At 71.8% G+C, this 14324-nt stretch carries 10 protein-coding genes; 7 read left to right on the top strand and 3 right to left on the bottom strand.

Features of this window, described 5'->3' with window-relative positions; genetic code table 11:
- Positions 1 to 14: 14 nt before the first annotated feature.
- Positions 15 to 1433 carry a sugar porter family MFS transporter gene (locus tag Srubr_RS23835; RefSeq protein WP_189997618.1) on the top strand — a complete coding sequence of 473 codons (1419 nt, stop codon included), beginning with the start codon at positions 15 to 17 and terminating at the stop codon, positions 1431 to 1433.
- Positions 1434 to 1569: 136 nt separating this feature from the next.
- On the opposite strand, the gene Srubr_RS23830 is transcribed toward Srubr_RS23835, so the two are convergent.
- Positions 1570 to 2541: an LLM class flavin-dependent oxidoreductase gene (locus Srubr_RS23830; RefSeq protein WP_189997617.1), complete on the bottom strand. Its 972-nt coding sequence runs from the start codon at positions 2539 to 2541 to the stop codon at positions 1570 to 1572.
- An 80-nt stretch (positions 2542 to 2621) separates the two neighbouring features.
- Positions 2622 to 4073: a cytosine permease gene (locus Srubr_RS23825; RefSeq protein WP_189997616.1), complete on the bottom strand. Its 1452-nt coding sequence runs from the start codon at positions 4071 to 4073 to the stop codon at positions 2622 to 2624.
- A 170-nt stretch (positions 4074 to 4243) separates the two neighbouring features.
- On the opposite strand from Srubr_RS23825, the gene ftsY reads away from it, so the two are divergent.
- Entirely contained in the window at positions 4244 to 5452 is a 1209-nt protein-coding gene (ftsY, locus tag Srubr_RS23820; RefSeq protein ID WP_189997615.1) for a signal recognition particle-docking protein FtsY, read from the top strand.
- Positions 5453 to 5547: 95 nt separating this feature from the next.
- Here the strand turns inward: ftsY and Srubr_RS23815 are convergent, their stop codons facing one another.
- Positions 5548 to 6204: a bifunctional DNA primase/polymerase gene (locus tag Srubr_RS23815; RefSeq protein ID WP_189997614.1), complete on the bottom strand. Its 657-nt coding sequence runs from the start codon at positions 6202 to 6204 to the stop codon at positions 5548 to 5550.
- A gap of 458 nt (positions 6205 to 6662) precedes the next feature.
- Between Srubr_RS23815 and nsdA the strand changes: the two genes are divergently transcribed.
- The 5 genes from nsdA to ffh all read left to right on the top strand — a co-directional run bounded on the left by nsdA (position 6663) and on the right by ffh (position 14281).
- Positions 6663 to 8141 carry a transcriptional repressor NsdA gene (gene nsdA, locus Srubr_RS23810; protein ID WP_189997613.1) on the top strand — a complete coding sequence of 493 codons (1479 nt, stop codon included), beginning with the start codon at positions 6663 to 6665 and terminating at the stop codon, positions 8139 to 8141.
- Between the two features lie 341 nt (positions 8142 to 8482).
- Positions 8483 to 9820: an ammonium transporter gene (locus Srubr_RS23805; protein ID WP_189997612.1), complete on the top strand. Its 1338-nt coding sequence runs from the start codon at positions 8483 to 8485 to the stop codon at positions 9818 to 9820.
- On the top strand, positions 9817 to 10155 hold the full coding sequence (locus tag Srubr_RS23800) for a P-II family nitrogen regulator (protein WP_030612756.1): 339 nt from the start codon (positions 9817 to 9819) through the stop codon (positions 10153 to 10155). The genes Srubr_RS23805 and Srubr_RS23800 overlap by 4 nt, the downstream gene beginning before the upstream one ends.
- 28 nt (positions 10156 to 10183) lie before the next feature.
- Positions 10184 to 12643: a [protein-PII] uridylyltransferase gene (locus Srubr_RS23795; protein WP_189997611.1), complete on the top strand. Its 2460-nt coding sequence runs from the start codon at positions 10184 to 10186 to the stop codon at positions 12641 to 12643.
- A gap of 84 nt (positions 12644 to 12727) precedes the next feature.
- Entirely contained in the window at positions 12728 to 14281 is a 1554-nt protein-coding gene (gene ffh, locus Srubr_RS23790; RefSeq protein WP_189997610.1) for a signal recognition particle protein, read from the top strand.
- The last annotated feature ends 43 nt before the right edge of the window (positions 14282 to 14324 follow it).

Genomic DNA, 14324 nt, shown 5'->3' with positions numbered 1-14324 from the left:
CGAGGAGTTACACCGTGACCAGCACAGCGCAGGCACCTCAGTCAGGAGCCAGGTCGGCTCACCCCGAACATCTCGGGCACGTCATCTTCATCGCGGCGGCTGCCGCCATGGGCGGCTTCCTCTTCGGCTACGACAGCTCCGTGATCAACGGCGCCGTCGAGGCCATCCGGGACCGCTACGACGTCGGCTCCGCCGCCCTCGCCCAGGTCATCGCGATCGCGCTGATCGGCTGCGCCATCGGTGCCGCCACCGCCGGCCGCATAGCCGACCGCATCGGCCGCATCCGCTGCATGCAGATCGCCGCCGTCCTGTTCACCGTCAGCGCCGTCGGCTCCGCGCTGCCGTTCGCGCTGTGGGACCTCGCCTTCTGGCGCGTCATCGGCGGCTTCGCCATCGGCATGGCCTCCGTGATCGGCCCCGCCTACATCGCCGAGGTCGCCCCGCCCGCCTACCGCGGCCGGCTCGGCTCCTTCCAGCAGGCCGCGATCGTCGTCGGCATCGCCGTCTCGCAGCTGGTCAACTGGGGTCTGCTCAACGCCGCCGGCGGCGACCAGCGCGGCAAGCTGATGGGCCTGGAGGCCTGGCAGGTCATGCTCGGCGTGATGGTCGTCCCGGCCGTCCTCTACGGCCTGCTCTCCTTCGCGATCCCCGAGTCCCCCCGCTTCCTGCTCTCCGTCGGCAAGCGTGAGCGCGCCCGCGAGATCCTCGCCGAGGTCGAGGGCAAGGACGTCGACCTGGACGCCCGCGTCGCCGAGATCGAGCACGCGATGAAGAGCGAGCACAAGTCCTCCTTCAAGGACCTGCTCGGCGGCTCCTTCTTCTTCAAGCCGATCGTCTGGATCGGTATCGGCCTGTCGGTCTTCCAGCAGTTCGTCGGCATCAACGTCGCGTTCTACTACTCCTCGACGCTGTGGCAGTCGGTCGGCGTCGACCCGTCGGACTCGTTCTTCTACTCCTTCACCACCTCGATCATCAACATCGTCGGCACCGTGATCGCGATGATCTTCGTGGACCGCGTCGGCCGCAAGCCGCTCGCCCTCATCGGCTCGGTCGGCATGGTCATCGGCCTGGCGCTGGAGGCCTGGGCGTTCAGCTACCACCTGGTCGACGGCAAGCTGCCGAGCACCCAGGGCTGGGTCGCCCTGATCGCCGCCCACCTGTTCGTCCTCTTCTTCGCCCTCTCCTGGGGCGTGGTGGTCTGGGTCTTCCTCGGCGAGATGTTCCCGAACAAGCTCCGCGCCGCCGCCCTCGGTGTCGCCGCCGCCGCGCAGTGGATCGCCAACTGGGCCATCACCGCGAGCTTCCCGTCGCTGGCCGACTGGAACCTCTCCGGCACCTACGTGATCTACACCATCTTCGCCGCCCTCTCCATCCCGTTCGTCCTGAAGTTCGTCAAGGAGACGAAGGGCAAGTCCCTGGAGGAGATGGGCTGAGCCTCGTAGCGAGGCCCCCGAACTCGGGGAGAAGGGCCAAGACCCCGCTGCCCTCTCCTCGAACCGTCCGCCGCCCCCGGTCCCGGCCACCCGCCAGGACCGGGGGCGGCGGTGTTCCCGCGCCCGGCAGCCCGGCTCAGCCTCCCAGCGCTGGGACGACCCGCTCCGCGAACAGCCGCAGGCTGCGCCAGCCCTCCTCCACCGGCATGCCGCCCGCCAGCGGGTGCAGCACCAGGCTGTCCAGGCCCCGCGCCAGACACTGCTCCGGGGTGAGGATCCGGTACACGCCCTCCGCGCGCAGCTCCGCCACCGTCGTGGCCGCCGACCGCACCGCCGAGCGAATCCCGCCCGACTGCCAGGAGGCGTAGGTCCGGGCCTCGTGCAGCAGGTGCCCGCCGTACTCGGCCCACGCCCGGTCCGGGTCCTCGGCGAGATGGAGCAGCGGCGTCTCGGCGGCCGGCATCATCGTCCAGCCCTCGGTGCCGTACTCGGCGAGCCGCTCCTTGTAGTACGCCGCCAGCTCCGGCAGCCGCGCGCTCGGGAAGAACGGCAGGCCGAACCGGGCGGCCCGGCGCGCGGCCGCCCTGGAGGAGCCGCCGACCAGCAGCGGGGGGTGCGGCCGGGTGTACGGGCGCGGGGTGAGCCGTACCCTGCGGCCCCGGTACGCGAACTCCTCACCGGTCCACGCCGTCAGCAGCGTCTGGAGCAACTCGTCCTGGAGCCGGCCGCGCCGGTCCCAGTCGACGCCGAACATCGCGTACTCCTCCGGCCGGTAGCCGATCCCGGCCACGGTCACCAGCCGGCCGCCGCTCAGCAGGTCCAGCACGGCGATGTCCTCCGCAAGCCGCAGCGGGTCGTGCAGCGGGCCGATCACCGCCGACACCGTCACCGCGATCCGGCGGGTGGCCCCGAGCACCGCGCCCGCGAGGACGAACGGCGACGGCAGCCAGTTGTTCTCCGCGCCGTGATGCTCCTCGGTCTGCACGGTGGCGATCCCGTGCTCGTCCGCGTAGCAGGCCATCTCCACCGCGGCCCGGTAACGGGCGGACAGGGCGTCGGGAGGGGCGCCGGGCGCGACGAGGTTGAAACGTACGACCGTGACGGGCATGCGAAGTCCCCCTCCGGTACTGCTCGGTGGAGGGGGACGTTAGCTGACGGTGTGTCAGTTGGCCAGGGGGCCGGCCGGTGTCAGGCGCCGGTGGGCGCGGGCTGCCCGGCGATCTCCTCGGCCGTGGGCCCGGTGACCGGCGCCGGCTTCGGCAGCACCACGTACAGCACGCCGGAGATCACGATGGTGGCGACCCAGCCGAGGCCGTACTCGCCGATCACGTTGTTCGTCGCCAGCGGGCCGGTGAACCAGTCGGAGGTGGTGAACATCAGACCCGACACCAGGCCGACCGCCCAGGCGGCCACGGCCGCGGGGGAGAAGCCGCCCTTGTACCAGTAGGCGCTGGTGCGGGTGGTGTCGGCCATGGCCCGGCCGTCGTACTCGGTACGGCGCAGCATGTCCGCGCCGAACACGCCGACCCACGCGGAGAAGGCGACCGCCAGCAGCGACAGGAAGGCGATGAAGGAGCCCATGAAGCTGGTCGCCACCAGCATCAGCACCCCGCCGAACACCAGCGAGATCACCGCGTTCACCGAGACCGCCCAGTGTCGCGGCACCTTGATGCCGAGGGTCTGCGCGGTGAAGCCCGCCGAGTACATCGACATCGAGTTGATCAGCAGCATGCCGATCAGCGCGATGAACAGGTACGGCACCGCGATCCACGTCGGCAGGATCTCGCCCAGGAAGGACACCGGGTCGCTGGCCGAGGCCAGGTCCGGGGTGGACACCGCCATCACCGCGCCCATCAGCACCATCGGCAGCACGACGACGCCGGCGCCGCCCACCGCCGTCCCCACGATCGCCTTCGAGGACGCCGTGCGCGGCAGATAGCGGGTGAAGTCCGGGGCCGAGGGAATCCAGCTGACCCCGCCCGCCGCGATCATGCCGACGCCGGTGATCACCGAGGCCGTGGAACCGGCGCTGTGGTCCATCACCTTCGACCAGTCGGTGTCCACCACCAGGTAGCCGAGCACCAGCACCGAGAAGACGCCGAAGAAATAGGTCGCGTACTTGTTGCACTTCTGCACGGCGTTGATGCCGAGCCCGGAGATCGCGAAGGTCGCCACGACGAACGCCAGCAGCATCACCATGTCCAGCACGTTGTTCGCCTTGATGCCGAACAGGATGTCCAGGATGGTGAGCATCGCGTACGCGCCGGTGACCGCGTTGATCGTCTCCCAGCCCCAGCGCGCGACCCAGATCAGCGAACCGGGCAGCAGATTGCCGCGCTGCCCGAAGACCGCGCGCGACAGCGCCATGCCGGGCGCACCGCCCCGCTTGCCCGCGATGCCGATCAGGCCGACCAGGCCGTACGACACGATCGGCGCGGCCACGGCGACGATCAGGGCCTGCCAGAAGTTCAGGTGGTAGGCGACGACGAGGCTCGCGCCCATCGTCAGCAGCAGGACGCTGATGTTCGCGCCGACCCAGGTGGGGAACAGCTGCCGCGGACGCGCCGTGCGCTCGTGGTCGGGGACCTGCTCGATACCGCGGGTTTCGAGAGCGCCTTCGGTCTCGGCGGATTTGCTCATGGAAGAGGTGCCTGACATGGGGGGACAAGGTGACGAGGGGACTCTACGCGCGTGGATAGAGGTGTCACCATCGTACTTTGATCCGAGTCCTCGTGTTAAGTGGCCTTTGTCTCTCGGAGGAAGTCACAAACGGGGTTCTCGCGGACCCCATGGCCGATACTGGTCGGGTTATGGAAATCGTCATCCTTGCTGTAGTCATCGCCGTGGTCGTGCTCGGCGCGCTCGGCGGGCTGATCGTGGGCAGCCGGCGCCGGAAGTCGCTGCCCCCGCCGCCCCCGAAGGCACCCGACATCACCGCGCCCCCGGCCGAGCCGCACGTCGGCGAAGAGGCCGAGACGCCGCGCGACGAACCGCGCCGGACGATCGAGGAGGTGGATCTCCCGGGCGGCCCCGCGCCGGTCGTCGTCGAAGAGCCCCCCGTCGCCGAGGCTCCCGAGATCGAGATCGAGGTCCCGGAGCCCACCGCGGGCCGGCTCGTCCGGCTGCGCGCCCGCCTGTCCCGCTCGCAGAACGCCCTGGGCAAGGGTCTGCTCACCCTGCTCTCCCGCGAGCACCTGGACGAGGACACCTGGGAGGAGATCGAGGACACGCTGCTCACCGCCGACGTCGGCGTGCAGCCCACCCAGGAACTGGTCGAGCGGCTGCGCGAGCGCGTCAAGGTGCTCGGCACCCGCACCCCCGAGGAACTGCGCGGCCTGCTCCGCGAGGAGCTCCTCAAGCTGGTCGGCACCGACCTCGACCGCACGGTGAAGACCGAGCCCGAGGACCGCAAGCCCGGCATCGTGATGGTCGTCGGCGTCAACGGCACCGGAAAGACCACCACCACCGGCAAGCTCGCCCGGGTCCTGGTCGCCGACGGCCGCACCGTCGTGCTCGGTGCCGCAGACACCTTCCGTGCCGCCGCCGCCGACCAGCTCCAGACCTGGGGCGAGCGCGTCGGCGCCCACACCGTGCGCGGCCCCGAGGCCGGCGACCCCGCCTCCGTCGCCTTCGACGCGGTGAAGGAGGGCAAGGAGATGGGCGTCGACGTGGTGCTGATCGACACCGCCGGACGCCTGCACACCAAGACCGGTCTCATGGACGAGCTGGGCAAGGTCAAGCGCGTGGTGGAGAAGCACGCGCCGCTGGACGAGGTGCTGCTCGTCCTGGACGCCACCACCGGCCAGAACGGTCTGGTGCAGGCCCGGGTGTTCGCCGAGGTGGTGGACATCACCGGCATCGTGCTGACCAAGCTGGACGGCACCGCCAAGGGCGGCATCGTGGTCGCCGTCCAGCGCGAGCTGGGCGTGCCGGTGAAGCTGGTCGGGCTCGGCGAGGGCGCGGACGATCTCGCGCCGTTCGAGCCGGAGGCGTTCGTGGACGCGTTGATCGGCGACTGAGCGGTTCCCCGACACAGGAACGTTCCTAGGACGCAGCCCGGAGCGCCCGTCCCCCCAGTGCGGTGGGGGCGGGCGCCGGTCTTTTCCCGGCCGTTCTACCCCCGCGACCGGTGCGCCACATAAGCCAGCGCCCCCAGCAGCAGCCGGGCCGCCGGAGGGCGGGACGCCGAGTCCAGCGCGGGCGGGCGCAGCCAGCGCACCGGGCCGAGGCCGCCCCGGTCTGAGGGGGGCGCGGTGATGTGCGTACCCGGGCCGAGGCCGCGCAGGTCCAGCGCGGCCGGGTCGTCCCAGCCCAGGCGGTACAGCAGTCGGGGCAGGTCGGCGGCGGCGCCGGGGGCGACGAAGAAGTGGGCGCGGCCGTCCGGGGTGGCGGTGACCGGGCCCAGAGGGAGGCCCATCCGCTCCAGGCGGACCAGGGCGAGGCGGCCGGCCGGCTCCGACACCTCCAGGACGTCGAACGCCCGGCCGACCGGCAGCATCACGGAGGCGCCCGGGAACTCGGACCAGGCCTTGCTCACCTCGTCCAGCGTGGCCCCGGCCGGGACCAGGGGCGCGAAGTCCAGCGGATGCGCGCCCGGCGCGGCGCAGTCGGGCCGCCCGCACGAACAGGCGCCCCCGGCGGCCCGCGCTCCCGGCACCACGTCCCAGCCCCACAGCCCGGTGAATTCGGCGACGGTGGTGCACTCCGCGAGGCGCCCGCGCCGACGCGTGCCGGAGCGGATCTCGCGGATGCCGCCGATCGTGAAGCCCATGCCCCCTCCAACGGGTCCTGCGCGCCGGTGGTTACGACACGGAACGAGACGGAAGCGGAACGTAACGTTACGGCTCCGCCTGCCCGCGCGGTGATGGGGCCAATGCGGCGCCTTGAAGCGCGCCGGGTGGCACATCAGGCCCCGTGCGCCCCTGGGTGCATCACTCCGCCGGCGTCCGCCCGTCCCCCGTAAGTACAACGTGCGGAGCCGATCGTGTGCGCATTCGAAGGGGTGGCGAATGGTGGCGTTTCCGGTACGCCCGGGGCTGGAGGGTGAGCGTGAGATTACTCTGAGTGCGCGAGTTCACGGGGGGCGCATGCGCGCGTGGGTATGCCGGAGGCAAGCCGTCAACTCGTTCGAAGGGTGAGAATCGCCAGACGGGAGGCTTTATTTACCGGCATTCTGATAAGGCTTGGCGCACCAGGTGACAAGTGGTCTCAGGAAATGGGGGCATCCCAGTGGGCGGCAACGGCGGTAGCGGTACGAGCGCTGAAAAGCGCCCCAACGAGCTGCTCGGCTCGTGGTTCGTGCGCAGCGGCTGGTCCAAGGGCGAGCTGGCCCGGCAGGTGAACCGCAGGGCACGCCAGTTGGGCGCCAACCACATCTCGACCGACACCTCGCGGGTGCGCCGCTGGCTCGACGGCGAGAACCCCCGGGAACCGATCCCGCGCATCCTGTCCGAGCTGTTCTCCGAACGCTTCGGCTGCGTCGTCTCCGTCGAGGACCTCGGCCTGCGCACCGCGCGGCAGTCGCCCGCCGCCTCCGGGGTCGACCTGCCCTGGACCGGCGCCCAGACGGTCGCCCTGCTCGGCGAGTTCTCCCGCAGCGACCTGATGCTCGCCCGGCGCGGCTTCCTCGGCACCTCCCTCGCCCTGTCCGCCGGCCCCTCCCTGATCGAGCCCATGCAGCGCTGGCTCGTGCCCACCCCCGGCTCCCCGGCCCCCGCCGAGCCCGCCCCCGTGCTCGACTCCCGCCGGCCGGGCCGGCTCTCCCAGCCCGAGCTGGAGCTGCTGGAGTCCACCACCCGCATGTTCCGCAAGTGGGACGCCCAGTGCGGCGGCGGACTGCGCCGCAAGGCGGTCGTCGGCCAGCTGCACGAGGTCACCGACCTGCTCCAGGAACCCCAGCCCGAGGCCACCACCCGCAAGCTGTTCCAGGTCGCCGCCGAACTCTCCCAGCTCGCCGGCTGGATGTCGTACGACGTCGGCCTCCAGCCCACCGCGCAGAAGTACTTCGTGCTCGCCCTGCACGCCGCCAAGGAGGCCGGCGACAAGCCGCTCGGCTCCTACATCCTGTCCAGCATGAGCCGCCAGATGATCCACCTCGGCCGGCCCGACGACGCCCTGGAACTGATCCACCTCGCCCAGTACGGCAGCCGCGACTGCGCCGGCCCGCGTACCCAGGCCATGCTGTATGCGATGGAGGCCCGCGCCTACGCCAACATGGGCCAGCCCGGGAAGACCAAGCGCGCCGTCCGCCTCGCCGAGGACACCTTCGCCGAGATCGACGAGTGGGACGAGCCGGACCCCGACTGGATCCGCTTCTTCTCCGAGGCCGAGCTGTACGCGGAGAACTCCCACTCCTTCCGCGACCTCGCCTACAACGCCGGGCGCAGCCCCAGCTACGCCTCCCTCGCCGAACCGCTCATGCGGCGCGCCGTGGAACTGTTCGCCAAGGACTCCGAGCACCAGCGGTCGTACGCGCTCAACCTCATCGGCATGGCCTCCGTGCAGCTGCTCCAGCGCGAGCCCGAGCGCAGCACCGAGTACGCGGCGAAGGCCCTGGACATCGCCAAGAAGGTCCGTTCCGAACGGGTGAACACCCGCATCCGCAAGACGGTCGGCACGGCCGTGCGCGACTACGGCGAGCTGGCCGCGGTGGTCGACCTCTCCGAGAAACTCGCCGCCGACCTGCCGGAGGCCGCCGAGGCCGGCTGACCCCGGCACCCCCAGCCCCGGCCGCGGCCGGTCCTCGCGAACTGCCCGACTCGGCTCCCCCATGCCAGGTCGTCGAGAGGACCGCCGCGGCCGGTTCGTTCCTCCGCGGGGATCACCCGCCAGAAGGTTGCGCCACGATAACGACCGGCGCGGCCCGGCATCTCCCGCTTCATCGACGCGTAACACACAGGGCGCCTTCGTCACCCCGGCGAAACAACGAGGGGCTTCCACCGAAACCGCGCTGCGCGAGTCTCGTGGCGCACAACCGGCCCACCCCTCACCCGACCGGACCGCTCAGGCACCGCCCGCACGGGGCCGTACCAATCGACGAGGAGACGCCGATGGCACCAGCCATCATGCTTGCGGCGGACGCACCCAGACTGTCGTCCGCCAACACAGGCTTCATGCTCATCTGTTCCGCCCTGGTGATGCTCATGACCCCGGCCCTCGCCTTCTTCTACGGAGGCATGGTCCGCGTCAAGAGCACCCTGAACATGCTGATGATGAGCTTCATCAGCCTCGGGATCGTCACCGTCCTGTGGGTGCTCTACGGCTTCTCCCTCGCCTTCGGCAACGGCAACCGCCTGATCGGCTACAACGCCGACTGGATCGGCCTCAGCGACATCGGCCTCACCGAACTCTGGGACGGCTACACCATCCCGGTCTTCGTCTTCATGGTCTTCCAGCTGATGTTCGCCATCCTCACCCCCGCCCTGATCAGCGGCGCCCTCGCCGACCGGGTCAAGTTCTCCGCCTGGGCACTCTTCGTCGCCCTGTGGGCCACCCTCGTCTACATCCCCGTCGCCCACTGGGTCTGGGCCGCCGACGGCTGGGCCTTCAAGCTGGGCGTGATCGACTTCGCGGGCGGCACGGCGGTCCACATCAACGCCGGTGCGGCGGCGCTCGGTGTCATCCTCGTGATCGGCAAGCGCGTCGGCTTCAAGCGGGACCCCATGCGCCCGCACAGCCTCCCGCTGGTCATGCTCGGCGCCGGTCTGCTCTGGTTCGGCTGGTTCGGCTTCAACGCCGGCTCCTGGCTCGGCAACGACGACGGCGTGGGCGCGCTCATGTTCGTCAACACGCAGGTCGCCACCGCCGCCGCGATGCTGGCCTGGCTCGGCTACGAGAAGATCCGGCACGGCGCCTGCACCACCCTCGGCGCCGCCTCCGGCCTGGTCGCCGGCCTGGTCGCCATCACCCCCTCCGGCGGCGCGGTCTCCCCGCTCGGCGCGATCGCCGTCGGCGCCATCGCCGGCGTCGCCTGCGCCGCGGCCGTCGGCCTGAAGTTCAGGTTCGGTTACGACGACTCCCTCGACGTCGTCGGCGTCCACCTGGTCGGCGGCATCCTCGGCTCCCTGCTCGTCGGCTTCTTCGCCACCGGCAAGGGCCAGTCCACCGCCACCGGCGTCTTCTACGGCGACCACGGCTTCGACCAGCTCTGGAAGCAGTGCGCGGGCGTCTTCGCGGTCCTCGCCTACTCCCTGATCGCCTCCGCCGTCCTCGCCTTCCTCCTCGACAAGACCCTCGGCATGCGGGTCACCGAGGACGCGGAGATCTCCGGCATCGACCAGGCCGAACACGCCGAGACCGCATACGACTTCAGCGGGGCGGGCGGCGGCGTCGCCGGAACCGCCGCCGCTGCCCTGGCCGCCGTGCAGACCCGGAAGGTGGACGCGTGAAGCTCATCACCGCAGTCGTCAAGCCCCATCGGCTCGACGAGATCAAGGAAGCCCTCCAGGCCTTCGGCGTGCACGGACTCACCGTCACCGAGGCCAGCGGCTACGGCCGGCAGCGCGGCCACACCGAGGTCTACCGGGGCGCCGAGTACACCGTCGACCTCGTCCCCAAGGTCCGCGTGGAGGTACTGGCCGAGGACGACGACGCCGAACAGCTGATCGAAGTCATCGTCAAGGCCGCCCGCACCGGCAAGATCGGGGACGGCAAGGTGTGGTCCCTGCCGGTGGAGACCGCCGTCCGCGTCCGCACCGGCGAACGCGGCCCGGACGCGCTCTGACCAGGACCGACAGAAGAGGAGTCGCCGGGTGACGGGCACGGACACGCACACGGACACAGGCACGGAAGACCCGGGGACCGGCGGCTACGCGGCGGCCCGGCTGCGTCTCCTCACCGAGGACGCGCGGTCCGGGCCGCCGCGCCGTTCCGCCCTCGCCGGACTGACCGACGACTGGCTCGCCGGACTGTTCGGCGCGGCGGCCGGCCCGGCCCGGGGCGTCTCCCTCGTCGCCGTCGGCGGCTACGGCCGCGGCGAGCTGTCCCCGCGCAGCGACCTCGACCTCGTCCTGCTGCACGACGGGTCCGATCCCGGCGCCGTCACCGCCCTCGCCGACCGGATCTGGTACCCCGTCTGGGACCTCGGCCTCTCCCTCGACCACTCCGTGCGCACCCCCGCCGAGGCCCGCACCACCGCGGCCGAGGACCTGAAGGTCCAGCTCGGCCTGCTGGACGCCCGCCACCTGGCCGGCGACACCACCCTGACCGCCGGCCTGCGCACCGCCGTCCTCACCGACTGGCGCAACCAGGCCCCGCGGCGCCTGCCCGAACTCCGCGAACTGTGCGCCGAGCGCGCCGCCCGCCAGGGCGAACTGCGCTACCTGCTCGAACCCGACCTCAAGGAGGCCCACGGCGGCCTCCGCGACGCCACCGCGCTGCGCGCCGTGGCCGCCTCCTGGCTCGCCGACGCCCCCCGCGAGGGACTGGCCGACGCCCGCCGCCGCCTGCTCGACGTCCGCGACGCCCTCCACCTGGCCACCGGCCGCGCCACCGACCGGCTCGCCCTCCAGGAACAGGACCAGGTGGCCGCCGGGCTGGGCCTGCTCGACGCCGACACCCTGCTGCGCCAGGTCTACGAAGCCGCCCGCGTTATCGCGTACGCCTCCGATGTCACCTGGCGCGAGGTGGGCCGCGTCCTGCGCGCCCGCGCCGTACGGCCCCGCCTGCGCGCCATGCTGGGCGGCGGCCGGCCGGCCGCCGAACGCTCGCCGCTGGCCGAGGGCGTCGTGGAACAGGACGGCGAAGTGGTGCTCGCCCGCGCCGCCCGCCCCGACCGCGACCCCGTCCTGCCGCTGCGCGCCGCTGCCGCCGCCGCGCAGGCCGGCCTCCCGCTCTCCCCGCACGCCGCCCGGCACATGGCCGCCACCGCGCGCCCGCTGCCCACCCCCTGGCCCGCCGAGGCCCGCGAACAACTGGTCACCCTGCTCGGCTCCGGCCGCCCGACCGTCGAGGTCTGGGAGGCGCTGGAGGCCGAGGGCCTGATCGCCCGCCTGCTGCCCGACTGGGAACGGGTCCGCTGCCGCCCCCAGCGCAACGCCGTCCACGTCTGGACCGTCGACCGGCACCTCATCGAGACCGCCGTGCGCGCCTCCGCCCTCACCCGCCGGGTCGGCCGCCCCGACCTGCTCCTGGTCGCCGCCCTGCTGCACGACATCGGCAAGGGCTGGCCCGGCGACCACTCGGCGGCCGGCGAGATCATCGCCAAGGACGTCGCCACGCGGATCGGCTTCGACCGCGCCGACACCGCCGTGCTGGCCACACTGGTCCGCCACCACCTCCTGCTCATCGAGACCGCCACCCGCCGCGACCTGGACGACCCCGCCACCGTCCGCTCCGTCGCCGACGCGGTCGGCAGCCAGAGCACCCTGGAACTGCTGCACGCCCTCACCGAGGCGGACGCCCTCGCCACCGGCCCGGCCGCCTGGTCCTCCTGGCGCGGCAACCTCGTGACCGACCTGGTCCGACGGGTCTCCGGGGTCCTCGCCGGGGCCGCCCCCGACGAGCCCGAGCCCGCCGCGCCCACCGCCGAGCAGGAGCGCCTCGCCATCGAGGCCTTCCGCACCGGCGGCCCGGTCCTCGCCCTGCGCGCCCAGACCGAACCCGTGCCCGGCGAGCCCTCGCCCGGCGAACCGGAACCTCTCGGCGTCGAACTGCTCATCGCCGTCCCCGACCAGCCCGGCGTCCTGCCCGCGGTCGCCGGGGTCCTCGCCGTGCACCGCCTCACCGTCCGCACGGCGGAACTGCGCGCCCTGCGGCTGCCGGACGACGTGGACGACGACGGCACGATCCTCCTGCTCGACTGGCGGGTCGCCGCCGAGTACGGCTCCCTGCCCCAGGCGGCCCGGCTGCGCACCGACCTCGTCCGCGCCCTGGACGGCACCCTGGACATCGCCGGCCGGCTCGCCGAACGCGACGCCGCCTACCCCCGCCGGCGCGGCTGGACCGCCCCGCCGCCCCGGGTCACCGTGGCCCCGGCCGCCTCCCGCCACGCCACGGTGATCGAGGTCCGCGCCCAGGACGCGCCCGGCCTGCTCCACCGCATCGGCACGGCCCTGGAGAAGGCGGGCGTACGGGTGCGGAGCATGCACGTGTCGACGCTGGGCGCGAACGCCGTGGACGCGTTCTACGTCACGACGGGCACGGGGGCGCCGCTGCCCACGCAGGACGCGGGATCACTGGCGCGGGTGCTGGAGGAGACATTGCGCGCATGACCCTGCCCCGGTGCCCACGGCGCCGGGATACCCTGGAGGGCGATTCCTGTCAGACCGCCACCGACCCCGAGGACCGCGAGCGCCGTGTTCGACACTCTCTCCGATCGCCTGTCAGCGACTTTCAAGAACCTGCGCGGGAAGGGCCGGCTGAGCGAAGCGGACATCGACGCCACGGCGCGAGAGATCCGCATCGCGCTCCTCGAAGCCGACGTGGCCCTCCCCGTCGTCCGCGCGTTCGTCAAGAAGGTCAAGGAGCGGGCGCTCGGGGTCGAGATCTCCAAGGCGCTCAACCCGGCGCAGCAGTTCATCAAGATCGTCAACGACGAGCTGGTGGAGATCCTCGGCGGCGAGACCCGCCGCCTCCGCTTCGCCAAGCAGCCGCCCACCGTGATCATGCTGGCCGGTCTCCAGGGTGCCGGTAAGACCACCCTCGCGGGCAAGCTCGGCCGGTGGCTCAAGGAGCAGGGCCACTCCCCGCTGCTGGTCGCCTGTGACCTCCAGCGCCCGAACGCCGTGAACCAGCTCAGCGTCGTCGCCGAGCGCGCCGGTGTCGCCGTCTACGCGCCGGAGCCGGGCAACGGCGTCGGCGACCCGGTGAAGGTCGCCAAGGACTCCATCGAGTTCGCGAAGTCCCGTGTCCACGACATCGTGATCGTGGACACCGCCGGCCGCCTCGGTATCGACGCCGAGATGATGCAGCAGGCCGCGGACATCAGGGACGCGGTCAGCCCCGACGAGATCCTCTTCGTCGTGGACGCCATGATCGGCCAGGACGCCGTCAACACCGCCGAGGCCTTCCGCGACGGCGTCGGCTTCGACGGCGTGGTGCTCTCCAAGCTCGACGGTGACGCCCGCGGTGGTGCCGCGCTCTCCATCCGGCAGATCACCGGCAAGCCGATCATGTTCGCGTCGAACGGCGAGAAGCTGGACGACTTCGACGCCTTCCACCCGGACCGGATGGCCTCCCGCATCCTCGACATGGGTGACCTGCTCACCCTGATCGAGCAGGCGGAGAAGACCTTCAGCCAGGAAGAGGCCGCCAAGATGGCCTCCAAGCTGGCGTCCAAGAAGGGCCAGGACTTCACCCTGGACGACTTCCTGTCCCAGATGGAGCAGGTCAGGAAGATGGGCAGCATCAGCAAGCTGCTCGGCATGCTCCCGGGCATGGGCCAGATCAAGGACCAGATCGCGAACCTGGACGAGCGGGACGTCGACCGCACCGCCGCGATCATCAAGTCCATGACCCCGGCCGAGCGCCAGGACCCGACCATCATCAACGGCTCCCGCCGCGCCCGTATCGCCAAGGGCTCCGGCGTCGACGTCAGCGCGGTCAAGGGCCTGGTCGAGCGGTTCTTCGAGGCCCGCAAGATGATGTCCCGCATGGCCCAGGGCGGCGGCATGCCGGGCATGCCGGGAATCCCGGGCATGGGCGGCGGTCCGGGCCGGCAGAAGAAGCAGCAGAAGAAGGCCAAGGGCAAGCAGCGCTCCGGCAACCCGATGAAGCGCAAGCAGCAGGAGCTGGAGGCGGCCCAGCGCCGCGAGGCCGCCGCGCAGGCGGGTGGCGCGTTCGGCCTGCCGGGCCAGCAGGGCGGCCAGGACTTCGAGCTGCCGGACGAGTTCAAGAAGTTCATGGGCTGACCGGGCACCGGTCCCGGACCGGCCCGTAGTACGTCGTCGGGGG

Source organism: Streptomyces rubradiris (genome assembly GCF_016860525.1).
Classification (GTDB): domain Bacteria; phylum Actinomycetota; class Actinomycetes; order Streptomycetales; family Streptomycetaceae; genus Streptomyces; species Streptomyces rubradiris.
This window is presented reverse-complemented; position numbering and strand designations above follow the sequence as displayed.

Bases quoted from the DNA above. Each gene is read 5' to 3' on its own strand.
- Srubr_RS23830 (WP_189997617.1), bottom strand. From the start codon at position 2,541: ATGCCCGTCACGGTCGTACGTTTCAACCTCGTCGCGCCCGGCGCCCCT.
- Srubr_RS23825 (WP_189997616.1), bottom strand. From the start codon at position 4,073: ATGAGCAAATCCGCCGAGACCGAAGGCGCTCTCGAAACCCGCGGTATC.
- ftsY (WP_189997615.1), top strand. From the start codon at position 4,244: ATGGAAATCGTCATCCTTGCTGTAGTCATCGCCGTGGTCGTGCTCGGC.
- Srubr_RS23815 (WP_189997614.1), bottom strand. From the start codon at position 6,204: ATGGGCTTCACGATCGGCGGCATCCGCGAGATCCGCTCCGGCACGCGT.
- Srubr_RS23805 (WP_189997612.1), top strand. From the start codon at position 8,483: ATGGCACCAGCCATCATGCTTGCGGCGGACGCACCCAGACTGTCGTCC.